Source organism: Shimia sp., assembly GCF_022448905.1.
GTDB lineage: Bacteria > Pseudomonadota > Alphaproteobacteria > Rhodobacterales > Rhodobacteraceae > Shimia.
In genome coordinates, this window is record NZ_JAKVCW010000002.1 from 23,462 (window position 1) to 47,924 (window position 24,463).

General features: G+C 58.1%; 26 protein-coding genes. 6 read left to right on the plus strand and 20 right to left on the minus strand.

Annotated elements, in window-relative coordinates:
- Positions 1–136 precede the first annotated feature (136 nt).
- The 3 genes from rpsI to MK208_RS01825 form a co-directional block, all read right to left on the minus strand.
- A complete protein-coding gene (rpsI, locus tag MK208_RS01815) occupies positions 137–622 on the minus strand; it encodes a 30S ribosomal protein S9 (protein WP_294113310.1) in 486 nt (161 codons plus the stop codon).
- Between the two features lie 3 nt (positions 623–625).
- On the minus strand, positions 626–1,087 hold the full coding sequence (rplM, locus tag MK208_RS01820; protein ID WP_294113311.1) for a 50S ribosomal protein L13: 462 nt from the start codon (positions 1,085–1,087) through the stop codon (positions 626–628).
- 159 nt (positions 1,088–1,246) lie between these two features.
- Positions 1,247–2,641, minus strand: coding sequence for a PLP-dependent aminotransferase family protein (locus MK208_RS01825; RefSeq protein WP_294113314.1), 1,395 nt, complete (start codon positions 2,639–2,641; stop codon positions 1,247–1,249).
- Positions 2,642–2,730: 89 nt separating this feature from the next.
- On the opposite strand from MK208_RS01825, the gene MK208_RS01830 reads away from it, so the two are divergent.
- Positions 2,731–2,961: a DUF1127 domain-containing protein gene (locus MK208_RS01830; RefSeq protein WP_294113317.1), complete on the plus strand. Its 231-nt coding sequence runs from the start codon at positions 2,731–2,733 to the stop codon at positions 2,959–2,961.
- A gap of 71 nt (positions 2,962–3,032) precedes the next feature.
- On the opposite strand, the gene MK208_RS01835 is transcribed toward MK208_RS01830, so the two are convergent.
- A complete protein-coding gene (locus MK208_RS01835; RefSeq protein WP_294113319.1) occupies positions 3,033–3,674 on the minus strand; it encodes a DUF2459 domain-containing protein in 642 nt (213 codons plus the stop codon).
- Complete coding sequence (locus MK208_RS01840) at positions 3,671–4,090, minus strand: PaaI family thioesterase (protein ID WP_294113320.1); 420 nt, start codon at positions 4,088–4,090, stop codon at positions 3,671–3,673. The genes MK208_RS01835 and MK208_RS01840 overlap by 4 nt, the downstream gene beginning before the upstream one ends.
- A 56-nt stretch (positions 4,091–4,146) precedes the next feature.
- On the opposite strand from MK208_RS01840, the gene MK208_RS01845 reads away from it, so the two are divergent.
- The 3 genes from MK208_RS01845 to gluQRS all read left to right on the plus strand — a co-directional run bounded on the left by MK208_RS01845 (position 4,147) and on the right by gluQRS (position 7,467).
- A complete protein-coding gene (locus MK208_RS01845) occupies positions 4,147–4,932 on the plus strand; it encodes an enoyl-CoA hydratase (RefSeq protein WP_294113321.1) in 786 nt (261 codons plus the stop codon).
- 255 nt (positions 4,933–5,187) lie between these two features.
- Complete coding sequence (gene trmFO, locus MK208_RS01850) at positions 5,188–6,531, plus strand: methylenetetrahydrofolate--tRNA-(uracil(54)-C(5))-methyltransferase (FADH(2)-oxidizing) TrmFO (protein ID WP_294113324.1); 1,344 nt, start codon at positions 5,188–5,190, stop codon at positions 6,529–6,531.
- A 93-nt stretch (positions 6,532–6,624) separates the two neighbouring features.
- On the plus strand, positions 6,625–7,467 hold the full coding sequence (gluQRS, locus tag MK208_RS01855) for a tRNA glutamyl-Q(34) synthetase GluQRS (RefSeq protein ID WP_294113326.1): 843 nt from the start codon (positions 6,625–6,627) through the stop codon (positions 7,465–7,467).
- On the opposite strand, the gene hisI is transcribed toward gluQRS, so the two are convergent.
- A complete protein-coding gene (gene hisI, locus MK208_RS01860; protein ID WP_294113329.1) occupies positions 7,464–7,826 on the minus strand; it encodes a phosphoribosyl-AMP cyclohydrolase in 363 nt (120 codons plus the stop codon). The two genes, gluQRS and hisI, sit on opposite strands and share 4 nt — an antisense overlap.
- A 68-nt stretch (positions 7,827–7,894) precedes the next feature.
- On the opposite strand from hisI, the gene MK208_RS01865 reads away from it, so the two are divergent.
- Entirely contained in the window at positions 7,895–8,347 is a 453-nt protein-coding gene (locus MK208_RS01865) for an iron-sulfur cluster assembly scaffold protein (RefSeq protein WP_294113331.1), read from the plus strand.
- A gap of 316 nt (positions 8,348–8,663) precedes the next feature.
- On the opposite strand, the gene MK208_RS01870 is transcribed toward MK208_RS01865, so the two are convergent.
- The 5 genes from MK208_RS01870 to MK208_RS01890 form a co-directional block, all read right to left on the minus strand.
- Positions 8,664–8,786, minus strand: coding sequence for a hypothetical protein (locus tag MK208_RS01870; RefSeq protein WP_271308124.1), 123 nt, complete (start codon positions 8,784–8,786; stop codon positions 8,664–8,666).
- Between the two features lie 117 nt (positions 8,787–8,903).
- Positions 8,904–10,994: an ATP-dependent DNA helicase RecG gene (recG, locus tag MK208_RS01875; protein ID WP_294113339.1), complete on the minus strand. Its 2,091-nt coding sequence runs from the start codon at positions 10,992–10,994 to the stop codon at positions 8,904–8,906.
- Entirely contained in the window at positions 10,991–13,243 is a 2,253-nt protein-coding gene (gene ligA / locus MK208_RS01880; protein ID WP_294114088.1) for an NAD-dependent DNA ligase LigA, read from the minus strand. Before ligA ends, recG begins: the two co-directional genes overlap by 4 nt.
- A gap of 97 nt (positions 13,244–13,340) precedes the next feature.
- Positions 13,341–14,057 (minus strand): response regulator transcription factor CtrA, encoded by a 717-nt coding sequence (ctrA, locus tag MK208_RS01885; RefSeq protein WP_294113340.1) that lies wholly within the window; start codon positions 14,055–14,057, stop codon positions 13,341–13,343.
- Positions 14,058–14,159: 102 nt separating this feature from the next.
- Positions 14,160–14,432, minus strand: coding sequence for a DUF1153 domain-containing protein (locus MK208_RS01890; protein WP_294113342.1), 273 nt, complete (start codon positions 14,430–14,432; stop codon positions 14,160–14,162).
- 123 nt (positions 14,433–14,555) lie between these two features.
- Here MK208_RS01890 and mnmA point away from each other — a divergent pair, with 123 nt between their 5' ends.
- Positions 14,556–15,701: a tRNA 2-thiouridine(34) synthase MnmA gene (mnmA, locus tag MK208_RS01895; protein WP_294113343.1), complete on the plus strand. Its 1,146-nt coding sequence runs from the start codon at positions 14,556–14,558 to the stop codon at positions 15,699–15,701.
- A gap of 12 nt (positions 15,702–15,713) precedes the next feature.
- Here mnmA and MK208_RS01900 read toward each other — a convergent pair whose 3' ends face one another.
- The 9 genes from MK208_RS01900 to rseP form a co-directional block, all read right to left on the minus strand.
- On the minus strand, positions 15,714–16,292 hold the full coding sequence (locus tag MK208_RS01900) for a cadmium resistance transporter (RefSeq protein WP_294113344.1): 579 nt from the start codon (positions 16,290–16,292) through the stop codon (positions 15,714–15,716).
- Positions 16,289–17,446, minus strand: coding sequence for a lipid-A-disaccharide synthase (gene lpxB, locus MK208_RS01905; protein WP_294113345.1), 1,158 nt, complete (start codon positions 17,444–17,446; stop codon positions 16,289–16,291). Before lpxB ends, MK208_RS01900 begins: the two co-directional genes overlap by 4 nt.
- Complete coding sequence (gene lpxI / locus MK208_RS01910) at positions 17,446–18,246, minus strand: UDP-2,3-diacylglucosamine diphosphatase LpxI (protein ID WP_294113346.1); 801 nt, start codon at positions 18,244–18,246, stop codon at positions 17,446–17,448. The genes lpxB and lpxI overlap by 1 nt, the downstream gene beginning before the upstream one ends.
- A 4-nt stretch (positions 18,247–18,250) precedes the next feature.
- Positions 18,251–19,048 (minus strand): acyl-ACP--UDP-N-acetylglucosamine O-acyltransferase, encoded by a 798-nt coding sequence (gene lpxA / locus MK208_RS01915; RefSeq protein WP_294113347.1) that lies wholly within the window; start codon positions 19,046–19,048, stop codon positions 18,251–18,253.
- A gap of 5 nt (positions 19,049–19,053) precedes the next feature.
- Complete coding sequence (gene fabZ, locus MK208_RS01920) at positions 19,054–19,518, minus strand: 3-hydroxyacyl-ACP dehydratase FabZ (RefSeq protein WP_294113348.1); 465 nt, start codon at positions 19,516–19,518, stop codon at positions 19,054–19,056.
- A 123-nt stretch (positions 19,519–19,641) separates the two neighbouring features.
- Positions 19,642–20,208, minus strand: coding sequence for an OmpH family outer membrane protein (locus tag MK208_RS01925; RefSeq protein WP_294113350.1), 567 nt, complete (start codon positions 20,206–20,208; stop codon positions 19,642–19,644).
- Between the two features lie 6 nt (positions 20,209–20,214).
- Complete coding sequence (gene bamA / locus MK208_RS01930) at positions 20,215–22,581, minus strand: outer membrane protein assembly factor BamA (protein WP_294113351.1); 2,367 nt, start codon at positions 22,579–22,581, stop codon at positions 20,215–20,217.
- Positions 22,582–22,759: 178 nt separating this feature from the next.
- Positions 22,760–22,906 (minus strand): hypothetical protein, encoded by a 147-nt coding sequence (locus tag MK208_RS01935; RefSeq protein ID WP_294113353.1) that lies wholly within the window; start codon positions 22,904–22,906, stop codon positions 22,760–22,762.
- Between the two features lie 93 nt (positions 22,907–22,999).
- Positions 23,000–24,346 (minus strand): RIP metalloprotease RseP, encoded by a 1,347-nt coding sequence (gene rseP, locus MK208_RS01940; RefSeq protein WP_294114090.1) that lies wholly within the window; start codon positions 24,344–24,346, stop codon positions 23,000–23,002.
- Positions 24,347–24,463 lie beyond the last annotated feature (117 nt).

The window sequence follows — 24,463 nt, forward strand, 5'->3', positions numbered from 1 at the left end:
TGCCGCTGTTGTATCGGAAAGCCGCCGCACTGCGCAGTCTGAAAAATCGTCAAAATCGGAAATTCGCCTGCAACGCACACAAACAAAAAGGCCGCTCCAAAAGAGCGGCCTTTCCGAAAATTCTGGTATCCAGCGATTAACGCTTGGAGAACTGGAACGAACGACGCGCTTTGCGCTTACCGTATTTCTTACGTTCCACAACGCGGCTGTCGCGGGTCAGGAAGCCAGCAGCTTTCAGGGCGCCACGCAGGGAGGGTTCGTAAAGCTGCAGAGCTTTAGAAATACCGTGCTTCACCGCACCGGCCTGACCGGTCAGACCACCACCTTTAACGGTGGCGTATACGTCGAATTCACCTTCAACGCCGGCAACCTGGAAAGGCTGGCGCAGGATCAGCTGCAGAACTGGACGTGCAAAGTACTTGTCCTGGTCCTTACCGTTCACGATGACCTTGCCGGAACCCGGCTTGATCCATACGCGAGCAACAGCGTCTTTACGTTTACCGGTCGCATAGGCGCGGCCCAGTTCGTCGCGTACTGGCTCACGAGGAGCCGCTTCGACTACAACAGCTTCTTCACCGGCAACGGCGTTCAGCTCTTCAAGCGAGTTGATTTGATCAGCCATGGATTAGCTCCGGGTGTTCTTGCTGTTCATGGACTTCACGTCCAGCACTTCTGGGGCCTGTGCTTCATGCGGGTGCTCTGCACCGGCGTAAACGCGCAGGTTGGTCATCTGCTTGCGGGACAGGCGGTTGCCTGGCAGCATGCGCTGAACGGCTTTGGTCACCACGCGCTCTGGGTGCTCACCTTCCAGGATCTGCTCCGCAGTGCGGGACTTGATACCGCCTGGGTGGCCAGTGTGCCAGTAGTAGGTTTTGTCAGCGCGCTTCTTACCAGTCAGCTGGATTTTGTCCGCGTTGATCACGATGACGTTGTCACCCATGTCCATGTGCGGGGTGAAGGACGCCTTGTGCTTGCCGCGCAGGCGCATGGCGACGATCGATGCCAAACGGCCCAGCACCACGCCTTCGGCGTCGATGATGATCCATTTCTTCTCGATGTCTGCCGGAGTAGCAGAGAAGGTTTTCATGTTAGGTCTTCCATGATTGGTTGACAGATGCGACAGGAGTCTGACGCATCAAAATGCGATGGGCGGGTTATAAAGCACCCTTTTGTCACGTCAAGCGCACAAAGCCCAAATTAAACAAGCAAAAACAATGGCTTGAAATTTAGGTATTATTTTACCCCACTAAACAGGCGCATGTTGCAGCGGTTTTGACAGCATTTCCGACATGGTTTCCAACGCCGCTTGCAAATCCGCCTCGGACACCTCCGGCGCCAGGGCAATTCGCACCGCATTTGGCGCACGCCCATCTGCCAGCACATACTCATCCGCCGACTTGATCCGAATACCCTCCGCGTCACACGCCCGCACAAAGGTCGACCCGCGCCACCCGTGTGGCAGCTTGAGCCAGATGAACGGAACAAACGGCCGCCAGCGAATGTCCCAACTGCCGAGCACATTGACTGCCAACTGCACCCGCTTGTTGATGAACTTTTCCACCCGCTGCCGGATTTCATCCGCCTGCCCGCTCTGGATCAGGTCGGCACAGATATCGAGCATCGGCTGCGGCAAGCCGTAAAACATAGACTGCGCCACATGCCGCGCGGTTTGCGCGCTGCCCTCTGGTGCGACCAGATAGCCAAACCGCAAAGATGCCGAGACCGATTTGGTCAGCGAGCTGATGTACCAGGCCCGATCCGGACAGAGCGCCCGATAGGACGGCGTGTCCGCCGGTCCCAAGGCGTGGCAATCATCCTCGATGATCTGCAAATTGTAGCGCCGCGCAATTGCAGCGATCTCCTGCCGCCGCTCAAGAGGCACGTTGATTGCTGTCGGACTATGCGCCTGCACTGAGGTCACCAGAACTTGCCCACCGTGGCGCCGCAACGCCTCTTCCAGCTTTTCCGGCCGCATCCCGTGCGCGTCCATCTCCACGCCAATCACCTCCGCTCGCAGCAAACGCCCGGCATGACGCACGCCAGGAAAGGTCACCGCTTCGGTCAAAATCACCGGATGCGCCCCATGTAAACAACACTGCAATGCTGTCACCGACGCATTCTGCGCCCCCATCGTCAGCACAACATCATCCGCCGCGATCCTCCCTGCCACATCTGGCCCAATCCAGTTCACCACGGCCTGCCGCGCATGCAAATCCGTTGCGGATGTGGGACAGGACAAGTAAGACATGTCGCCCTGCGCCGCGACGCGCGCCATCGCTTCCCGGATGACACGATCCTGCCCCACATCTGGCACCCGCACCGCCCGCATATCGAGGTCTTCCGTTTGCGACAGAGAGATCAACGGCTCCGGCGGCAACACGGTTTCCGGCCGCCCGTCGGCCACAAACGTGCCGCGCCCAACTGTGGTCTCCAGCAAGCCTTCTTCCACCGCCAATTTATACGCCCGCGCCACCGTGCCCGGCGTGATGCCCAACTGCCATGCCAACTCACGCACAGGTGGAAGCCTCTCTCCAACAGGCAGATGCCCACTGCGCACCGCACCGCGAAGAGATTGTATCAATACAATGTATTTCGGATCGGTACAGCCATCGAAGGCTGGGGGCCATATTGTATCAATCACAATGTTTTCCTCGCAATTGTGTCACAGCAGGGGTACATCACCCTTGTAACAAACTTGAGGATTGTATCAATACAATATTGGAGACGACCATGACAATGACCACAACAAACCTGCAAATCCTGACAAACCACAATGCAAATGCACAACTTCCAGTTATTGCACGTGCGGCGCTGTCGTTTGCGGCAGTGGTCACGGAATGGGACAAGCGCACCCGCACCCGCCGTGCGCTCGCCCGGCTGAGCAAGGCGCAGCTGGAAGATGTTGGATTGACTTTGCACGACGCCCGCATCGAGGCGCGCAAAAAGATGTGGCAGATCTGATCCCCGTCAGACGCCTCTTCCACTGGGTCGGGCTTGTCCCGACCCTTTTTTGTTTGCCGCCCGGTCTCGCTTTAGTAGCGGCGCTTCAAATCCCACAGCAGACCAGAACTCAACACCGAGGGCGCTGGTGCAGACTTCACCCCGGCCGCGCGCAAGGCCTGTGACACCCAACTGTTACAGGTCTGAAAGAGATGATATGCGCCGTGCGCCTTGTAAAAGGCGCTCTTGCCATAAAGACCGTCGCCGAGCTGCTCCGTTGACGACACACCTGCCTCCACAAACACCAACAGCTCTCGCAGCGCCTCGTCTGTCACCGGAATCTCGATACCTTCAGAATGGACAAACCGACTCCAAGGTGACCCACGGCCGACAGCCACATGCATCACACTGTCTGTCGGCCACAAAAGCGCCTTTGCGCCAATGGCAAAAGTCACATCCGCCAGCGTGGGCACCTCAAAGTAGAATCCTTGGTCGCCCCATCCAAACTCGAACCAATCCGCCTCAGGAAATTGCGCCAACCATGCGTGAGCGTGATCGCCGCCAAACTCCTCCAAGGTACTCCGCACCAGGACCAAACCGGCATGATACCCGTGATCAAAGATCCAAATCGGTTTTCCGCTGTCTCGGTCATAGCCATCCGAAGCCCCAAGCGGGAAAAACCGAGTCAAAAATCCCAAGACGAGCACCAGAACAAGCCAGCGCTTCCAGCTCATTTAGGAGGGATCGCGTAGGTCATATTGGCTCGCGCAACAGGCATCTCTGAGCCTTCCGAGTATATCAGCACGTTTGACACAGACAGCGTCCGCCCCAACTTCAGCAACTGCGTTTTGGCAATCAGGTCCTTGCCCGCTTCCGGTTTGCGCATGAAATCCAGCGAGCAGTTTGTGGTCACGGTCAACGCCTCTTTGCCAATGATGGCCATGGTCGCCACATAAGCCGACACATCTGCCAAGGCAAACATTGACGGACCCGATACGGTGCCACCAGGGCGCAGATGCCGGTCCTGCACCATCATCCGCATCACAGTGTTCACCCCGTCGATGTGTTCGACCACAAAGTCATCTTTGACCTGCGGGAACACCTGCTCGAGCCACGCGCCCATTTCTTCAGCTGTCATCACCGCTTGCATGCTTTTCCTCCGTCTCTCCCCGCGCTACCCTCGCGCCAACTTGGGAGGAGAGCAAGATGACACTTTTGGAACGTCGCGACACAAATGCGGTGGCACATCTCACCATGAACGCGCCGGAGCGGCTCAACGCACTTTCCGACGAGATGCTGGCGGCCCTACAAACAGAATTTGATGCCCTCAAGGACGACACGTCCATCCGCGCCATCACGCTGTCTGGCAGCGGCAAAGCCTTCTGCGCAGGACATGATCTCAAACAAATGACCGCCGGACGGCAATCGCAGGATGGCGGGCGCGCCTATTTTGCCGACTTGTTTAACCGCTGCGCCGCCATGATGCAGACTATTCAGCAACTGCCGCAACCGGTCATCGCCCAAGTGCATGGCATTGCCACCGCGGCTGGCTGCCAGCTAGTCGCCACCTGCGACCTGGCCGTGGCTGCCGAAGGCACCCGTTTTGGCGTGAATGGCGTGAACATCGGCCTGTTTTGCTCCACCCCCATGGTGGCTCTGACCCGCAACATCCCGCGCAAACAAGCGTTTGAGATGCTCACCACTGGAGATTTCATCGACGCCACACGCGCAGAAAACCTTGGCCTCATCAATCGCGTGGTCCCACATGAAGACCTGCAAACTGAGACCACACAACTCGCGGAAACCATCGCGCAAAAACTCTCCGCCGCCGTGAAAATTGGCAAACAGACCTTCTATGAACAGCTACAGATGCCAACCGATCAAGCCTACGCCCACGCAGGCAATGTCATGGTCGAGAACATGCTCTATGCCCAAACCGAAGCCGGCATCGAGGCCTTTCTGAACAAACAAACACCCAAGTGGGACCAGTAGCGGGTTTCCAATCCCCAAACGGTGTTTTTCCAACAAGGCTGTGTCGAATCCCAATCATCTTCGCCACAACACACCCAACTGAACCCCACATTTCTGTGGCTCAAGTTCGCTAAGCGGTCCCGCCATTTGCAGGACCGCGGGTTGCGTGTCGCCTCTTAGGTCACTTTGTACTGCTTACCTCTGACCTGAGAGGCGCACGCCACTTTTTTGGCTTCCCCCTTCCCAAATGGCGATCCCTGCCCTATGTCCGCCCCCATGACAGAGACATTGCATATCGTGGGCGGCGGCATGGCCGGCTCTGAGGCCGCATGGCAGGCCGCAAACATGGGCGTGAACGTGGTGATCCACGAGATGCGGCCCAAGGTCGAAACCTTTGCACACCGCACCGAACATCTGGCGGAAATGGTCTGCTCCAACAGCTTCCGTTCTGATGATGACGAGCAAAACGCCGTTGGCCTGCTGCATTGGGAAATGCGCGCCGCCAACGGGCTGATCATGGCCATGGCCGACAAACACCGCCTGCCCGCTGGCGGTGCCCTTGCGGTCGACCGCGATCCTTTTGCGGAATCCGTGACCGCTGCCCTGATGGACCACCCCAATGTCTCCGTGGAATACGGCGAGATTTCAGAGCTGCCCAGCGATGGCCACTGGATCATCGCGACCGGTCCGCTGACCTCCACCGCCCTTGGCGCGGCCATCCAGGAGGAAACCGGCGCTGACCGTCTGGCCTTCTTTGATGCCATCGCGCCAATTGTCTATGCCGAGAGCATCGACATGGACGTGGCCTGGTTGCAATCGCGCTATGACAAAGGCGACACAGAGGAAGAGCGCAAAGCTTACCTCAACTGCCCGATGGCCAAAGACCAATATGAGGCCTTCATCGACGCGCTATTGGCGGCAGACAAGACCGAATTCCACGAAGGCGAAACCGCTGGCTACTTCGACGGCTGTTTGCCAATCGAAGTGATGGCTGATCGTGGTCGCGAAACCCTGCGCTTTGGCCCTATGAAGCCTGTTGGGCTCACAAACGAGCACAAGCCGGATGACAAACCCTACGCCGTGGTGCAGCTGCGCCGCGACAACGCATTGGGCACGTTATACAACATCGTCGGCTTTCAGACCAAAATGAAATACGGCGCGCAGACCGAGGTCTTCAAAATGATCCCGGGTCTGGAGAACGCCAGTTTTGCGCGCCTTGGCGGCATCCATCGCAACACCTTCATCAATTCGCCAACGCTGCTGGACGACCAAATGCGCCTGAAGTCCCGCCCAAACATCCGTTTTGCGGGTCAGGTCACCGGCGTCGAAGGCTATGTCGAAAGCGCCGCCATGGGGCTTTTGGCAGGTCGCTTAGCCGCAGCTGAAATCCTCGGCAAAGCACAAGAGACCGCGCCGCTCAACACCGCCATGGGCGCCTTGGTACACCACATCACCGGCGGTGCGGAGGCCAAAACCTTCCAGCCAATGAACGTGAACTTTGGTCTATTCCAGCCGGTTGAAGGCCTCAAAGGCGGGCGTCGCGGCCGCAAAGACCGCTACAAAGCCTACACCGACCGTGCCAAAGCGGATTGGCAGGCCTGGGTTGACGCGCAAGCGTAACTGGACGGCGCAAGCTTCTTCCAATAACCTCGAGAGAGCGGGCCAATCGGACCCGCTCTTTTTGTGAAGACCTCTCGATAAGCGACTGAAACTGTGACCTTTATCACCCGCTTCGCCCCTTCCCCAACCGGCCCCTTGCACTTGGGACACGCCTACTCGGCAATGCTGGCGCACGACAGGGCTCAGGCAGAGGGTGGCACGTTTCTTTTGCGCATCGACGACCTCGATCAGTCCCGCGCACGCGATCATTGGGAGGCTCAAATCTATGATGACCTCGCCTGGCTAGGCCTCACGTGGGAGACGCCCGTCCGCCGCCAGTCTGACCATTTCGCAGACTACGACGCAACATTGCGCAAGCTTTCGGAAATGGGCCTCACCTACGCCTGCACCTGCACCCGCCGCGACATCGAAGCCGCCGCCAACGCTCCGCAAGAAGGCGTCCCGCAATTTGGCCCCGACGGGCGCATCTACCCCGGCACGTGCAGAGACGCTGGGCATCCATACTCAGACGCCAAATGCATCCGCCTCAACATGCGCGCCGCCTGCGAGCCGGCCCTGCCCGCACATTTTGAGGAAAGCGGCCCAGACCACTCCGGCACGCATGCCTTAGATCTCGACGCAATGGTCTCAACTGTGGGCGACGTCGTCCTGGCCCGCCCCAACATGGCGGCATCTTACCACTTATCGGTGGTGCTGGATGACGCCGCCACCGGCGTGACGGACATCATCCGGGGGGCCGACCTGTTTGAGGCCACAGCCGTCCACGTGGTGCTGCAAAATCTGCTTGGCCTACCCACGCCGAGCTATCATCACCACAAGTTGATCCGCGACGAAAAGGGCAAGCGCCTTGCCAAACGCGACGACGCCCGTGCCATTGCCAAATACCGCGAAGAAGGCGCAACCCCTGCCGACATCCGCGCCATGGTGGGCCTCTAGTCGTCCATCGGCTTCATCAATTCCACGGTCTCACCATCCCGCACCGCCGTGTAAAAGCACGTGCGCCGGTTGGTGTGACAGGCCGCGCCAGTCTGCTCCACCAGCACCAAAATGCAGTCCTGATCGCAGTCATAGCGGAAATCGACCAGCTTCTGCACATGGCCAGAGGTTTCGCCTTTGATCCAAAACGACTGCCGCGAGCGGCTCCAATAGGTAACCTTTTGCGTCTCCAAAGTCTTTGCCACGGCTTCGGCGTTCATCCACGCCATCATCAGCACTTCGCCGCTCTCGCTGTCCTGCGCAATCGCAGGGATCAGACCAGCTTCGTTGTACTTCAGCGCCATAGGATCAAATCCCATACCATCGTCCCTCTTTGCATCTGCGGTTTTCCTCTCTATCTAGGAAAGGCGCAAAAAAGGAAACCGCGATGTCCGGCGAAACCGACCTGATCAAGCTCTACTCTGGCCAGATCCTGCAACTCGCAGCGGCCATCCCGCACACCGACCGGTTGGAGGCGCCCGACGCCACCGTGAAAAAGCGCTCGCCGCTCTGTGGCAGCACCGTGACTGTGGACCTGCAACTCGAAGACGGCCGCATCGCCCGCTTTGGCCAGGACGTAAAAGCCTGCGCTTTGGGTCAGGCCGCCGCCTCTGTTGTCGGTGCCAACGTCTTGGGGCAAAACCGGGAAGGCATCGAAGCGGCCCGTGATGCGCTCAAAGCCATGCTGAAAGAAGATGGCCCCACCCCATCAGCGCCATTTGACGGGCTTGAAGTTCTGCGCCCCGCCCGAGACTACAAAAATCGCCACGCCTCGATCATGCTGGCCTTGGATGCCACCGCCGAGGCCTTTGACGCGGCTGAACAAGCCAACTGCGCCTAAATTTCTCCCGCCTCTCCCCCTAAAACGCCAGCTAGCCGCGCCATTTCAGCGCGGCTTTTCGTTTGCGCCTGCTCACAACAAAAAAACCGCCGCACTTCCATCGGAAGGCGGCGGCAAGCGCAAGCGGTTTTCGCGTGGGACCCAGTCCATCCGACTTAGGGGGAGGCAGACCCCCAAGAGGACTTAGAACAGGCAGTATCAGTCAGGACGCATCAAATGGGGACAGATGCGCGGACAGACCGGCACGAACTCGCAGGCAGAATTAGATCAGACTCACCTCGTCACACTGGTACAAACACAAAAGTCACATCAAAGTTCACACAAAACCGGGGACATGCAGCGCAAGCACCAGCATGATAACCAGAGCCACCCCGCCCACAGCATCCTGCAAAAGCGTGTCGCCAGAGTTGCGCACAACGGATTTGATTTGCTGCATCATGGTGGTTCTCCTTCCCATCAGTCTTGTTGCTACTTTGTTCTCATATCCCGCGAGTCGAGTAAAGAACTTTTTGAGAACATTTGAGAACATTAAGAGAATTTCAGGCTTTGACGTAGCCTAACCCACTGAAATCAAACGGATCGCCTGATCCTGTTCCATCAGCCACAAAAGAACACGCGCCGCCTGCCCGCGGTCGCTTTCTAATGTCGGATCATCATGCAAAAGCTTGCGGGCGTCTGTCTGTGCCACGGCCATCAGGCTCGCCTGTGTCTCCACATCCGCAATCCGGAACCGCGGCAGACCAGACTGGGCCGTGCCAATCAAATCGCCCGCCCCACGCATCTCCAAGTCGGTCTCCGCAATCACAAAACCGTCTTCACTCTCGCGCAGGGTTTTGAGCCGCTTTTCCCCACCTTCTGACAACGGCGCCTGATACATCAGCAAACAGGTCGACGCCTGCGAGCCGCGCCCCACCCGCCCCCGCAACTGGTGCAACTGCGCCAAGCCAAACGCCTCGGCCCGCTCAATCACCATGATGGTGGCATTGGGCACATCCACGCCAACTTCGATTACTGTTGTGGACACCAGAACCTGCGTGTCTCCGGCCTGAAACGCCGCCATCGCTGCGTCTTTTTCTTCCGGTGGCATCTGCCCATGAACAAGCCCGCACACGCCCTCACCAAGCGCGCTGCGCAAGGCTTTGAACCGCGCATCCGCCGCCGTGTAATCCACCCGCTCGCTTTCCTCGACCAACGGACAGACCCAATAGGCCTGTTTGCCCTCGGCCACCGCCTTGCGCAGCTTCTCAACCACCTCGTCCAGCCGATCCGTGGGAACCAACGCCGTGGTGATCGGTTGCCGTCCCGGTGGCTTTTCATCCAGAACCGACACATCCATGTCGCCATATTGCGCCAAAGCCAGCGAGCGTGGGATTGGCGTGGCTGTCATCACGAGCACATCCGCGCCCTCGCCTTTCTTGCCTAGCTCCAGCCGCTGGCGCACACCAAAGCGATGTTGCTCGTCAATAATGGCCAGCCGCAGATCGGCAAAATGCACATCCTCCTGGAAGACCGCATGTGTCCCAACCAGAATGTGAATGTCGCCCCGCGCCAGCGCGTCTAGCTTCGCGCGACGTTCCTTGCCTTTGTCGCGCCCAGTGAGCACCTCGACCACAACCCCGGCGCTTTCTGCCAGAGGCTTCAATCCTGCCATATGTTGCCGCGCCAAAATCTCGGTTGGGGCCATCATCACGCCCTGCCCGCCAGCCTCTACAGCCACCAATAGCGCCATAAACGCCACCAGGGTTTTGCCCGCGCCCACATCACCTTGTAGCAGCCGGTTCATCCGCTGATCTTTTGCCATGTCCCGCGCAATCGCCTCGATTGCCCGTTCCTGTGCGCCGGTAGGGCGATAAGGCAACGCGGCCCGCACCTTGGCCTGCAACACACCGGTCTGCTCGGAAATCACACCTTTGGCGCGCTGCAACTGACTGCGCGCCAACGCTAACGTCAGTTGATGCGCCAGAAACTCATCATAGGCCAACCGCTCCCGTGCCGGATGGTTGGGCGACACCTGCTCCAATGCTTCGGGTCGATGCACCAGCTCCATCGCCTCGCGCCAATTCGGCCACTTCGCCTTGTCCTTTTGCGACGGATCGATCCACTCCGCCATCTCTGGCGCCCGGTCGAGCGCCGACCGCACAGCCTTCACCATGGTCTTCTGCGTCACGCCATGGGTCAGCGGATACACCGGTTCAAACGCAGGTATCTCCTCGGTTTCGTCCGGCGCCACCACATATTCCGGGTGCACCATCTGCGCAACTCCGTCAAACAGCTCGACTTTGCCGGACACCACCCGCCGCGCCCCTTCCGGCAGGATTTTCTTCAAGTAGTCGCCACGCGCGTGAAAGAACACAATCTGAAAGGAGGTCAGCGCATCCTGCACTGTGATCCGATACGCCCCGCCCCGGTTGCGCGGTGCACGGTGCGCCCCAACCAGCACCTGCGTGGTCACCACGCCAGGCAGCTCCGCCTCATTGACCGAAATCTTCAAGCCTCGATCAATTCCCGAATAAGGCAGCAAAAACAAAAGGTCGCGCGGCTTACTTACATCAATCTGTTCGAGGTGCTGCGCCGTTTTTGGCCCAACACCGTCCAGTTTTGTCACATCCGCAAACAGCGGGAACAGAAGCTCGGGACGTCCGCTCATAGCCCCTCGATCAGTGCCAGCCAGCCATCTTCATCGATGGTCTCAATGCCCAAATCCGCCGCCTTCTTGGCCTTGCTACCCGCACCGGGACCAGCCACCAACAGGTCAGTCTTTTTGCTCACGGAGCCAGACACTTTGGCCCCCAAACTTTCCGCCCGTGCCTTGGCCTCCGCCCGCGTCATTTTCTCCAAAGAACCGGTGAAGACGACGGTTTTGCCAGCCACAGGACTGTCTTGCGTTGGCGCATCCGGCGACACAACACGCAACATGCCCACCAAACGGTCAATCTCGCCGCGCTCTCGCTCATTGGCAAATGCATCAGTAAGCGAAAGCCCAACCGCCGCGCCAATGCCGTCGATCCCGGTCAGATCATCCCAGGCCGCCTGCGCCTCAGCAGACACATCATGCGCTGCCATAGCTGCGTCCCGGCTTTCTTTGACCTTCGCACGACGCCCTTCAGCTTGCGCCGCTGCCCGCTCCTGATCTTCCGCCCGATCTGCCGCGCGCCACGCCATTGCCGCTGGCCGCGCTTTTTCTGCCGCTGCGCTCATGTCGTCCCACGTCAGATAGTGCAGCGCCAAGTCCTTGGCAGCCGTTTCCCCAACATGCCGAATACCTAAGCCAAACAGCAACCGCGCAAAGGCAATCTCGCGCTTGTCCTCAATCGCGGCAAAGAGGTTGGCCACGCTCTTGTCTTTCCACCCTTTGCGGTTCGCAAGCTTGGTCAGGTTCGCGCCATCCCGTTCTGCGAGCGTGAAAATATCCGCGGGCGTTTTGATCGGCAGATCGGGATCTTCGTAAAACATCTCGATCTGTTTTGTGCCCAGACCTTCAATATCCAACGCCTTGCGCGCCACAAAATGCTTCAATTTTTCAACCGCTTGCGCCGCACAAATCAAGCCGCCGGTACAGTAGCGTACCGCGTCGCCCTCTTCACGCACAGCTGGTGAGCCGCACACCGGACACTGCTCCGGAAAGGCGTAGGGCTCTGCCCCATCAGGGCGTTTCGTGAGATCCACATCCGCTACCTTCGGGATCACATCCCCAGCGCGATAGACCTGCACCCAATCCCCTTCGCGAATGTCTTTGCCATCACGAATAGTCGCGCCTTTGCTATCCCGCCCGGCGATGTAGTCCTCGTTGTGCAGCGTCGCATTGCTGACCACCACGCCACCAACAGTCACCGGCGCCAAACGCGCCACCGGGCTCAACGCGCCTGTGCGCCCCACCTGAATGTCAATCGCTTCCAACCGCGTCCACGCCAGTTCCGCGGGGAACTTATGCGCAATCGCCCAACGCGGTGTGGTGGAACGAAACCCAAGCCGCTCCTGCAACGCCAGATCGTTGACCTTATAAACCACACCGTCGATGTCATATCCAAGCGTCGCACGGCGCTCTACGATCATCTTGTAGTGGGTAATCAACGCTTCGGGACTGTCACAGACTTTAGTCAAATCATTGATTACAAAACCAAAATCGTGAAGCCGAGAAATCGCAGCTATCTGCGTGTCCGCCAGAGGCTCTGACAGCTCCCCCCAAGCATAGGCAAAAAACTTCAACGGCCGCTCACGGGTGATCTGTGCATCCAACTGCCGCAAGCTTCCAGCCGCCGCATTGCGCGGGTTGGCAAACACCGTCTTTGGTTTTTTGCCAGCTGCCTCAAGCCGTTCATTTTCTTCCGCAATCCGAGCGTTCAACGCCTCAAAGTCGGCGTGACTCATGTAGACCTCGCCGCGCACCTCCAGCACCGCGGGCGCGTTCTCTATACTCTGGGGAATATCGGCAATCGTGCGCGCATTGGCAGTCACATCTTCACCCGTACTGCCGTCCCCGCGTGTCGCGGCATAGACCATCTCGCCGTTTTCATAACGAATGGAGAGACTTAGCCCATCAATCTTCGGCTCTGCGGTAAAGGCAAGCGGCTCGCTGCCCATGCCGAGATACTTGCGGATACGTTCGTCAAAATCGGCCACATCCTGATCTTCAAAGGCGTTGCCAAGACTCAGCATGGCAACCTTATGCGCAATCTTGCCAAAACCCTCAGACGGCGGTGCCCCGACCTGCTCGCTTGGGCTGTCTTCGCGTTTCAGCTCTGGAAACCGGGCCTCAATCTCGGCGTTTCGCCGTTTGAGCCGGTCGTATTCCGCATCCGAAATCGTCGGTGCGTCCGCTCCATGGTAATCGCGATTCGCCTGGCCCAGCAACGCAGACAGGCGCGCGAGGGCCTCGCGCGCCTGATCTACAGTCATATCTGTGACAGCAATCTCTTCGGCCACGATCGCCTCCCTATTCTACCCTCCCAAGCAATAGGGGTGACAACCGTCAACGTCCAGAGGTCGCCGCGCCTTAGGCGCGCATCGCCACCTGATCGTCCGAACCAGCAACCGGTTCCGGATCGCGCAGCACGTAGCCACGGCCCCAGACGGTCTCGATGTAGTTCTCACCACCGGTCGCCTCAGAAAGCTTCTTGCGCAGCTTACAAATAAAGACGTCGATGATTTTCAGCTCCGGCTCATCCATGCCGCCATACAGGTGGTTCAGGAACATCTCTTTGGTCAGCGTGGTGCCCTTGCGCAGGGACAGCAGCTCGAGCATCTGGTACTCTTTGCCGGTCAAGTGCACAGGCTTGCCTTCAACCTCAACAGTCTTCGCGTCCAGGTTCACGTTAATCTGGCCGGTCTTAATAACCGACTGAGAGTGACCTTTGGAACGGCGGATAATGGCGTGAATCCGCGCCACCAGCTCTTCGCGGTGGAACGGTTTGGTCAGGTAATCGTCGGCACCGTAGCCAAAGCCTTTCAGCTTGCTTTCGGTGTCATCGGCGCCCGACAGGATCAGGATTGGGGTGTCGATACGCGAGGTACGCAGCTGACGCAGAACCTCGTGACCGGTCATATCCGGCAAGCCAAGGTCCAGCAAAATAAGGTCGTAGTCGTAAAGCTTCGCCAGATCGATGCCCTCTTCACCCAGATCGGTGGCATAGACATTCAGGTTGGCATGGGTCAGCATCATTTCGATGCTTTTGGATGTTGTAGGATCGTCTTCGACCAGCAGCACTCTCATTGGTTCGGCTTCCTTACATTGGAGGGTTACTGTCGTTAACCTTAACGATTAAAGGTTAACGACTGGTTACCGATTTAGGAAGGTTAACAGAGATTGCTAGATTTAGCGATATTTTTGAACGGCTGTCGCTTTTAACGCCTCGGTTCCATGGGTCGACACGGCAGTCACCCACTCATTAAATTCATCTTCACTTAAACTATACATTTCAAGGGCTTCCCGCTTGGTAATTAGGCCATAGGCCACGCCGCGCACCACGGCTGCTTTGCGGGATGCCACCCATCGCTTGGTCTTGGCTGGGGGCAAGTCGGCACGCGTCATCACCTGTCCATCAGACAGAGTCACGCATCTTGGGCCTTCCACTTTTTTCAGAAACATCTCGCTCATCCTCTTGGTGAGGAAATATTCGCCTAAGGGACTTAACGAGGCCCTAAAGCGCCTCTTGAGAGTATCTAAGATTTTCCTATATTCTCGTGGACTTCTGACCCGGAGAGACTCAACATGCCGCTTGATGGCGACACGCCCCTTAATTCGCTCGGTTTTGCCAAGCCACCGTCTGAGACCCGTGTGGTCGTCGCCATGTCCGGCGGCGTCGACAGTTCCGTGGTCGCCGCCCAACTGGCGGACGAAGGCTACGATGTGGTTGGCGTAACCCTGCAACTCTACGACCACGGTGCGGCCTTGGCCAAAAAAGGCGCCTGCTGTGCGGGCATCGACATCCATGACGCCCGCCGCGTGGCCGAGGAAAAAGGCTTCCCGCATTACGTTCTGGATTACGAAAATATCTTCCAGGATGCCGTGATCGATGAATTTGCCGACAGCTATCTTGGCGGGGCGACACCCGTACCTTGCATCCGCTGCAACGAACGGGTGAAATTCAAGGATCTCCTGGAAACCGCCAAAGACCTGGATGCGGACTGTATGGCCACCGGCCATTACATTCAGCGCAAAGTAGGCGACAACGGCGCGGAGTTGCACTCGGCTGCTGATGCCCGTCGTGATCAAAGCTATTTCCTGTTCTCCACCACCCCCGAGCAGCTTGACTATCTGCGCTTCCCGCTGGGCCACCTGCCAAACAAAGACGCTACCCGCGCTTTGGCGGCGGAGTACGGCCTTGCCGTGGCGGACAAGCCGGACAGTCAGGACATCTGCTTTGTGCCCAATGGGGATTACGCCAGCGTGATTGAAAAACTGCGCCCAGGTGCGGCGGAACCCGGCGACATTGTCGATCCGGACGGCAAAGTACTTGGCCAACATAATGGCGTGATCCACTACACCATCGGCCAACGCCGTGGCCTCGGTATCGGTGGGCTCAGCACGCCGCTTTATGTGGTGAAGCTCGATGTGGACAAAAAGCAGGTCATCGTTGGCCCCAAAGAAATGTTGTCGACCCGCATTGTGCCGGTGCGCGAAATCAATTGGCTCGGGGATGAGCCTTTCGAAACCCGGAAAGAATGGCACATGGCTGTGAAAGTGCGCTCTACACGTCCGCCACGCGAAGCCATTATCCGTCCCACCGGGCCTGATACAGCTGAGGTGGAACTGCTCACCCCTGAAGAAGGTGTGTCCCCGGGACAAGCCTGCGTGTTTTATGACAACGAAAGCTCCCGCATTTACGGCGGCGGCTGGATCTGGCGCGGCTACTAACCCGCGCCGCCTTCACGTGATGTCCGTGCCGGTGTTGATCACCACATAAAGCCCAATCGCAATCATCACATAAGGCGCCAGCCACTCCAGCCGCTCAATGCGGGACACTTTGGCTGGTGCCATCGCAGCCAAGGCCGCGCCCCCAAAGGCCAACCCAACCGCAGAAGTCCCTGCCCCAAGCAGGATCGGCAGCGTGTAACTTGGCCCGGAGTCTGCCAGCAACGGCGTAAACACCGCAAAGCTGTCAAAAGACACGCTCAAAAACAGCGCGACAATCGCGAGTACGTGCGACTTAGACACCTGCTCTGCAGCCGAACTCTCTTTGCCCAAGAACCGCGCGACCAACGCATAGACGCCCAACCCAATGGGAATAAATCCAAGGTAGCCCACCTGATGCGGCAAACCGGTTTCGAGCCCGGCAGATACAAACACAGCCGCCGCCAGCATGATACCCTGCGCGATCAGATAGCCACTGACCGTGCGCAGTTGTCCCACGGTCAGGATCAAGCCAACCATGATCGCCAGGTTGTCCAGATTGGTGGCCAAATGCGCCGTCACTGCTGACAGCGCAATGCCAAACTCATCTATCATTTTTTTAGCCCGTCCAGCACAGCCCGCGCCGCACGCACACCAGGGAACTCCTGCCCCCGCCCCAGTCGCTCCATGGTCAGTGACATTGCCTCACGCTGCTCCGTCGCATCTTCCAAAACCCGCAGAAGGGCTGGCGCAATCTCTTCAGCTTGAAACGCGGGGCCCAAGAACTCCGGAACGGTCCGGCTTTCCGCCACCAGATTGGCCAACGTCACCGTATCAATCAGCGCCATGCGGCTCATGATCTGCCAACTGATCCAGTTCATGTCATAGCCAATGACCATGGGCGTGTCGCTGGCCGCCAACTCTAGCGACACCGTGCCAGAGGCGGCCAAAGCCACATCCGCCGCCTTAAACGCCGCGCGTTTTTCCGCCTGCGCTGTGTCAGCATCCATCTCATTGGGGTCCAGCACAATGGGCGCGACTTTCCAGTCCGCCACCAGCTCTTTCACAAGATCCGCCACAGGCGCAGCCGCCGGGACGACCACCTTCAGGTCCGGCTTCTGGCGCAGCAACCGCGCAACCACCTCGCCAAACGTCGGCGTCAGCCGACCAACTTCGCCCCGCCGCGAACCCGGCAAAGCCAACAACAAAGGCGCATCACCTATGCCATGTCTCTGGCGGAAATCCGCAACCTCGGCCTCACTTGCCACAGGTTCCGTCACCACCGGGTGCCCAACAAAATCACACCGCAGGCCAACGGCCTCCATGTAAGGCGGCTCAAACGGCAACAGCGCCAGAACATGATCCACATGCTTGGCCATTTTCTCAGCCCGCTTGGGCCGCCACGCCCAAACCGACGGGGCCACATAATGCACACAGCGAAGGTCACTCTTGGCCTTCACTTCCCGCGCCACGCGCAGGCAAAAATCCGGGCTGTCAATGGTGACCATCACATCCGGCTGCCAGTCCAACGCCGCCTCCGCCGTCTGATGCATGCGTTTCACCAAATGACGATATTTGGGCAGCACCTCGGCAATGCCCATCACGCTCAACTCATCCATCGGAAACAGGCTCTCAAGCCCCTGCGCAGCCATCAGCGGCCCGCCTACTCCGGCGAACTCTACGTCCGGCACCAATTGGCGCAGCCCTTGCATAAGCGCCCCGCCAAGTCGGTCGCCCGACAACTCGCCTGCGACCAGAAACACCTTCATCAGATCACCCGTGATAGTAGGAACAGCCCAGTCTCTTCCAGCGCAGCCAAGGTCTTGGGCCGATCGAGCACAACCACACGTGCAGCAGAGACCACAATGCCTTCTAAGCCGGCTTTGGCCGCGGCCCGCACGGTGCCTGGCCCAATCGCCGGCATATCAACCCGCAGGTCCTGACCCCGCTTTGGCGCCTTCAAAAACACACCTTTGCCGCGTCGCAAATGGTCTGGCGTCTCCGCCACAAACCGCAACATAGCGTCCGTGCCTTGCAAAGTCTCAATACCCAACGCGAGCCCTGCCGCCACAACAGCACCCTGCCCCACGTCCAGCGGCGACAGCGCCAACAGAATATCGGCGGCGCGACTGGCATCCTGCAAAGCTTGCTCGGACGGCTCCGGGCCAGCCAGCAGACCTTCCTCCGCCGTTAGCCCCTCGAGCAGCTCATGCGCGCCCACAACTTCAAAGCCCTGTTCCTCGAACACCGCAATGATCAACCGCAAGATCGCATCATCCCCGCCTTGCAACGCAGGCAACAAGCGTGGCGCAATCGCCATCATCCCGGCGTCAAACTCCGCGGGGTTCAGCGCCGGGCGGCCCAAACCGCCCGCCATCACCAGGCGCGTCACGCCACCGGATTTCAAAGCCTCAAACAGCCCACCCATCTTCTCAAACCGATGGGTGTGGACCTCGCCGGACATGTCATGCGCCACGCCTTCAAACACCACGCACATCGCATCCGCGTGCGCCGCAGCCAACGCCACTGGCAAGCTGCCGCCGCCACAGAGAATAGCCAGTCGGCTCATGGAATTACCTCGGTGTCAGGAAGGAACGGTCCGTGTCGCCCATGATAAAGGCCACAATCTCTTGCACATAGTCACTGTCAGTTTCTTCGCCCAAACGCTTGGCCCGCGCCTGAAACGCGCCTTCGCCCTGCGCCAGCATCTGAAACGCGGCCCGCAAAGCCGTGATGTCAGAACGAGCCACACCACGACGCTTGAGTCCAACCAGGTTCAACCCGTCCAACTCGCCGCGCGGCCCTTGCACCAACCCATAGGGGATCACGTCATTTGTCACCATGCTGACCGCGCCAATGATGGCGCCACGGCCAATACGCACCCATTGGTGAATGCCACACAGCCCGCCGATGATCACATCATCTTCAATGACACAGTGTCCGGCCACAGCAGCCGAGTTTACCACAATCACGTTATTGCCGATCTGCGCATCATGGGCGATGTGACACCCCGCCATGAACAAACCGTCGTCCCCCACGCGTGTGATGCCGCCACCGCCTTCGGTGCCGCTGTTCATCGTGACATGCTCACGAATTCGGTTGCGCGCGCCGATGATAAGCTTGGTCTTCTCACCGCCAAATTTCAGGTCCTGTGGCACCTCGCCGATCACGGCAAAGCTGAACACCACTGTGTCCGCGCCGATTTCCGTATCGCCAGTCACCACCACGTGAGATTTCAGCTCAACGCCTTTGTGCAGCACCACCTGCGGCCCCACCACGCAAAACGGGCCAACAACACAGCCGTCAGAAACAACCGCGCCGTCTTCAATCACCGCGGAGGCATGCACCTCTGCCTGTGCAGAAACTGCCATCAGCCTTACTCCTTAGGCAGGTCCATCATTGCGGTGAATTCAACTTCACAAGCCACCTCACCGTCAACCGTCGCAGTGCCTGCAAATTTCCAGACCTTACCACCCGGCTTCCCGCGGGTGGTCTCTACTTTCATCTCAAGCACATCGCCGGGGACAACCATGCGGCGGAACTTACATTTGTCGATGCCCATGAAGTAGACCAGCAGGTCTTTGTCCGCCAAATCCAGCGCCACGCCCACCATGATGGCAGAAGTCTGCGCCATGGCTTCAACAATGGTCACGCCCGGCATGATCGGCTTTTTCGGGAAGTGGCCCTGAAAATGCGGCTCGTTCATGGTGACCATCTTAATGCCTTTGGCCGATTGATATCCGTCGATATCGACGACCTTGTCGACCAGCAGGAAAGGATAGCGATGTGGAATGAGCCGCTGGATCAATTCGATATCGGCGCTTTTGAGATCTTCAGACATTTTTTGCTCCTCATGCGGCCTAAGACTTTGATCCTAGCCCTAACAACCTGTGCTCCGAGGAGCAAGCACTCGACTGCCCCCAATGGCTTAGGATTTCAGGCAAAAGCCCGCCTTCGATCGAGGTTACTCGTCTTCCGGCACCACATCTTTTGGGCGCCCCGCACCCAAGGTCTCGTTCAGTCTTTCAATAGCAAAAGACGTGATATCCACCGCCGGATCGCCTAGCAGAACGTCGCGTCGCTCCAGGATCACACTGGCGCCAGCATCACGCATAAGAGTTGTCAAAATCGGGCTGGCAACACGGATAAACGCTTCCTGCTCGCGCTGCCTGCGCTGCTCGATGTTGGCCGCCTTGGCATCCTGCTCCTTACGGATTTGAACGACCCGCGCATCAAACGCCTCGGCCACCGCACGAAATGCATCCGCATCCATTTCGCCACGCTTCTCAGTAAGCGCTTTCTCTTCCGCTGTTAGTTCCGCCTGAATGCGCCTGTTTTCAGCCAAAAGGACAGATTCCTCCGCTGCCAATTCCTGCGCCACGCGCACACCAAACTGCGACTGACTGAACATCATGTCGCTGTCCACAGTCAGAACGGGTGACTGCGGCAATACCCGCTCTTGGGCAAAGGCAAACGGGGCGCTCATAAGCGCCCCGGCCAAAACTGTTATGCGAAGTGTGGTCCGCAGCATGACAGATCAGAACTGCGCACTGATAGTGAAGTCAAAGCTCTGATCGACATCGAACTCTTCTTTCTGCAACGCTTTGGTGAAGTTAAAGCGCAGAGGCCCGATTGGCGTGGTCCAGAAAATCGACGCCCCAATCACATGACGCAGGGAGAAGTCTTCGTAAAAGATTTGGCCACGGCCGCTGGTATTGTCCAATCCCCAAAGCGAGCCCACGTCGTAGAACAGACCGCCGGTGATACCGAGTTCTTCCGGCAAGCCCAGCGGGAACTCCGCTTCAAACCGCGCAGAAGCATAATATTTACCGCCAAGCGCATCATCAAACTCGTTGCCACTGGCATCAATGCCACGCTCCCGCGGCCCGATACCATAGGGCTCAAACCCCCGAATGTTGCGGTTGGTCACAATATAGCGGTCATCAATGCGGCTGTCGCCATCCGGCGAATACAGAGCACCACCTTGCAACGTCGCCCGCAGTGTCACTTCCTCACTCCAGACTTTCGCCTCTGCCACCGCCCGTGCCGTGGTAGACACAAAGGTATAGTCCCCGCCCAGACCACCAAAGTCCTGGCCAAATTCTACGAGATACCCGCGTGTGGGATCAAGCCCGCCGCGGCGAGTATCAAAGCGATAAGTGTAGCCTACAGAGCTTTTCCAGATTTCGCCACGCGCCGCTTCGTTGTCGATGATAGAACCCGGGATCGCGTTGCCCGACGGCACTTCCATACCGGAACGCTCCAGCTTGTAACGGAGCTGCATGTTGGAATACTCGCCCAGCTCAAAACCAAGGTAAGGAGACAATTCACCAACAGTGTTGGTAAAACGCGCCTCGCTGGGCTCAAACTCTTTGTAAAAGAATCCAAACCCTGCTGTCAGGTTACGGCCCAAGAAGGCCGGCTCCGCAAAGGACAGGCTGTAGTCCTTAATATCCGAGGACGTCGAGAACGACAGGCCAAAGCTCTGTCCACGGCCAAGGAAGTTGGCTTCATTGAACCGTACGACAAGTCCAATCCCGTCGTTGGTCGAATACGTACCACCAAGAGCAAGCGACCCCGTAGGTTGTTCCTCAACATCCACATCCACAATCACCTGGCTTGGGGTGCTGCCCTCGCGCGCATTCACATCCGCCACAGTAAAGAAACCAAGCGCACGGATGCGCTCTGCACTTTCGCGGATTTCACGCGGATTGAACGGGTCCCCTTCCGCAATGCGGAACTGGTTCCGGATCACCTTGTCCAGGGTGGTTGTGTTGCCTTCAATATCAATACGCTCAACAAAAATCTTCGGACCTTTGCTGATGGCAAATTCCACATCCAAGGTCAGATCACGATCATTGCGCGAAATGCGTGGATCAACCCGCAGGAAGTCCTGCCCTTGCTTCAGGCCATAGCGCTCCATACGGGAAATCGAGTTCTCAACCAAGGTGGGCGAGTACACCACACCCGGCTTCAAACGCAGCGTCTCCAAATACTCTTGCGCATCCACGCCATCAATTTCACTGGTCGCAGTGATATTGCCAAATCTGAACTGCTGGCCCTCTTCAATGTTGAAGGTCAGGAAATACCCATCGCGCTCTCGCGAAAGCTCAGCGTTCACGCCCAGTGTCCGGAAATCGACGTAGCCTCGCGACAGGTAGAAATCGCGCAACACCTGTTTGTCGAATTCGATCCGGTCGTTCACAAATGTGTCTTGCTTGAAGAACGCCCGCAGGATACCGGCCTGTTTGGTGGCCAAGACCCGGCGCAGACGGTTGTCGCTGAAGTTGCGGTTGCCCACAAAGCCAATCCGCTCAATTTCTACAGTGCCGCCTTCAAACACTTCAAAAATCAGATCCGCACGGTTGTCGCTTCGGCGGATGATACGGGTGTTCACACGCGCAGCCAGTCGGCCTTGCTCGGAATAGGCCTGCGTGATCCGCGCCGCATCGCGCTCGGCTACGGTTGGGTTCAGAACGCGACGGGATTGCGATTCAACCAGTTGCTGCAGCGCTTCGTCTTTCAAGCGCTTGTTGCCCTCAAAGCTGATGCGGTTGATGGTTGGATATTCTTTGACCTTGATCACCAGCGTGCTACCGCTTGGCACAAGTTCAACTTCCTCAAACACACCACTGCCCAGCACACGCTGATATGCGGCGTTTACCTGTCCCGCCGTCACCACCGTGCCCCGCGGAATCGCCGCATAGTTGGCCACGGCAGCAGATTCGATCCGTTGGTTTCCTTCAACCCGAATGGAGCTGAAGTTATACGTCTGTGCGAGACCAAAGGTAGGCAACGCCACCAAGACCGCAAATATTGTGAAGAAAAACGCCGTTAAGAGGCGCCGCTTCTGCACCTCTCCCCCGTCTTTGGCGATCGCCAAAGCCCTCGATTGTTTGGTCATTCCCAAACTCCGCAGTACATCCCAGTTGGATTGTGACTATCGGGTCTGAGGGCTGATGTCAAAACAGCATTGGCCTTAAAACACAGAGAATCGGACTGCGTTGCATCAGCATCCCTAGCGGCTTGGCCTGTCAACACCACACAATGTAGTGCGCAGACCTCCGCCAGTCAGATTGGCCTTACTGCAGACCACCGTTCAACATCATCGTGCCGATATAGGCGCCAAGTGACAACCCGGCGATGATTGCTGTCGGAAACAACAAACGCTCCCAGTTGATGTCAATCAACAGGCCAAGCGCGCGGTATCCATCTTCGATTGTATGCATAGTTCCAAACCCAATTCCTACCTACCTGCTAACCATAGCCGGAGAATTGGGCGAAAATTGGGCGCGGAGCGAACCCCACGCCCATTTTGCAGTTTACGGACAGAACAAGTCGTTGGTCAGACCAAACACCATCATGCTCAGCACCAGCACCAAACCCGCCGTCATCAGGATACGTAGCACACCGTCCGCCGGAGGCTTCCCGGTCACCGCCTCATAAGCGTAGAACACAAGGTGTCCGCCATCCAGCATCGGGATCGGGAACAGGTTCAACAATCCGATCGCGGTAGAGAGTACAGCAATAAACCAAATGAAACTCTGCGCGCCTTGACTTGCCATCGCACTGGACGTTTGCGCAATACCGACTGGACCAGACAGGTTACAGCTGCTGATCGCACCTGTGATCATGTGGTACAACCCACTCACAGAGCCTTCCATGATGCGACCAGTCTGGCGCACACCAGCCAAAAACGCTTCACCAACAGGCAATGTCTCAGTCGCGGGTTCAAAGGCCAGACCACCACCAATCCCAATACGCCAATGGGTCACAAAGCCGCCATCTGCCTGCGGCTCGTCCACGCGGCGCGGCGTCAGGTCAAACTGATCCACCGTGCCCGCGCGATCCACTGTCAGCGCCATCGTGCGCCCTTCCCCGCCTTCCACAGCTTCTTTGAGCTGGGAGAACGCCACAATCGGTGTGCCATCAATCGCGGTGAACACATCACCAACTTCAAGACCCGCATTGTAAGCGGCGGACCGTGGCGCCAAAGACTGAACCATCGGTGGGTACAAGAACGGCCCGGACACGTCCAGTGTTTCGCCGCCGCGCTCAACGGTATAGGTCAATACCGCCTCCTTTGGCATTGCCTTGGCAAAGGCATCAAAGGCTTCCGGATCATCAAACGATGGAATGGCTGTTCCTGCTATCGCAGTGACTACATCGCCCTGCTGCAGCTCATAAGGTGCATCCGGCAGATCCCAGATCTCACCCACAATCAGCTTGCTGCCAATCTGGCCGTTGAACATCATCACGCCGGTGAAAATGATGATCGACAGGATGAAGTTGAACACCGGCCCCGCCAGCACCGTCGCCGCCCGCGCCCACAAGGGCGCGCCGTGCATGGTATGACGACGTTCTTCGTCGGTCATCCCTTCCATGGCTTCGCCGTCTTTGCCGCTCGCGGCATTGGCGTCGCCCTTGAACTTCACATATCCGCCCAGCGGAATCGCTGCGATCTGCCATTTGGTGCCGCGTTTGTCATAGCGCGAATAGATCACCGGCCCAAAGCCTAGGCTGAACACATCCGCACCAATCCCGCTCCAGCGGCCGACGATGTAGTGCCCATATTCATGGATCGCGACAATGATCGACAGCGCAACAACAAACCACAGCACGGTCAACCCGCCGCCGCCAATTCCCGAAATCAGCGATGAAATATCCAAATGCACGTCCTCTTTTTGGGGCGTTATGCCAAGTTTTGCATGACCAGTCCGGCCGCCTTTCGGGCCAGATGGTCGGTTTCTCGTACCGTATCAAGGGTCATTTCGGCATTCTTGCGG

Coding starts and splice junctions, on each gene's coding strand:
- trmFO (WP_294113324.1), top strand. CDS start 5,188: ATGACAGAGACATTGCATATCGTGGGCGGCGGCATGGCCGGCTCTGAG.
- lpxI (WP_294113346.1), bottom strand. CDS start 18,246: ATGAGCCGACTGGCTATTCTCTGTGGCGGCGGCAGCTTGCCAGTGGCG.
- recG (WP_294113339.1), bottom strand. CDS start 10,994: ATGAGCGGACGTCCCGAGCTTCTGTTCCCGCTGTTTGCGGATGTGACA.
- MK208_RS01830 (WP_294113317.1), top strand. CDS start 2,731: ATGACAATGACCACAACAAACCTGCAAATCCTGACAAACCACAATGCA.
- MK208_RS01935 (WP_294113353.1), bottom strand. CDS start 22,906: ATGCATACAATCGAAGATGGATACCGCGCGCTTGGCCTGTTGATTGAC.
- MK208_RS01890 (WP_294113342.1), bottom strand. CDS start 14,432: ATGTTTCTGAAAAAAGTGGAAGGCCCAAGATGCGTGACTCTGTCTGAT.
- MK208_RS01900 (WP_294113344.1), bottom strand. CDS start 16,292: ATGATAGATGAGTTTGGCATTGCGCTGTCAGCAGTGACGGCGCATTTG.
- rplM (WP_294113311.1), bottom strand. CDS start 1,087: ATGAAAACCTTCTCTGCTACTCCGGCAGACATCGAGAAGAAATGGATC.
- fabZ (WP_294113348.1), bottom strand. CDS start 19,518: ATGTCTGAAGATCTCAAAAGCGCCGATATCGAATTGATCCAGCGGCTC.
- MK208_RS01840 (WP_294113320.1), bottom strand. CDS start 4,090: ATGCAAGCGGTGATGACAGCTGAAGAAATGGGCGCGTGGCTCGAGCAG.
- mnmA (WP_294113343.1), top strand. CDS start 14,556: ATGCCGCTTGATGGCGACACGCCCCTTAATTCGCTCGGTTTTGCCAAG.
- bamA (WP_294113351.1), bottom strand. CDS start 22,581: ATGACCAAACAATCGAGGGCTTTGGCGATCGCCAAAGACGGGGGAGAG.
- MK208_RS01845 (WP_294113321.1), top strand. CDS start 4,147: ATGACACTTTTGGAACGTCGCGACACAAATGCGGTGGCACATCTCACC.
- MK208_RS01870 (WP_271308124.1), bottom strand. CDS start 8,786: ATGATGCAGCAAATCAAATCCGTTGTGCGCAACTCTGGCGACACGCTT.
- hisI (WP_294113329.1), bottom strand. CDS start 7,826: ATGGGATTTGATCCTATGGCGCTGAAGTACAACGAAGCTGGTCTGATC.
- lpxA (WP_294113347.1), bottom strand. CDS start 19,048: ATGGCAGTTTCTGCACAGGCAGAGGTGCATGCCTCCGCGGTGATTGAA.
- MK208_RS01925 (WP_294113350.1), bottom strand. CDS start 20,208: ATGCTGCGGACCACACTTCGCATAACAGTTTTGGCCGGGGCGCTTATG.
- MK208_RS01835 (WP_294113319.1), bottom strand. CDS start 3,674: ATGAGCTGGAAGCGCTGGCTTGTTCTGGTGCTCGTCTTGGGATTTTTG.
- lpxB (WP_294113345.1), bottom strand. CDS start 17,446: ATGAAGGTGTTTCTGGTCGCAGGCGAGTTGTCGGGCGACCGACTTGGC.
- ligA (WP_294114088.1), bottom strand. CDS start 13,243: ATGACTGTAGATCAGGCGCGCGAGGCCCTCGCGCGCCTGTCTGCGTTG.
- ctrA (WP_294113340.1), bottom strand. CDS start 14,057: ATGAGAGTGCTGCTGGTCGAAGACGATCCTACAACATCCAAAAGCATC.
- rpsI (WP_294113310.1), bottom strand. CDS start 622: ATGGCTGATCAAATCAACTCGCTTGAAGAGCTGAACGCCGTTGCCGGT.
- MK208_RS01865 (WP_294113331.1), top strand. CDS start 7,895: ATGTCCGGCGAAACCGACCTGATCAAGCTCTACTCTGGCCAGATCCTG.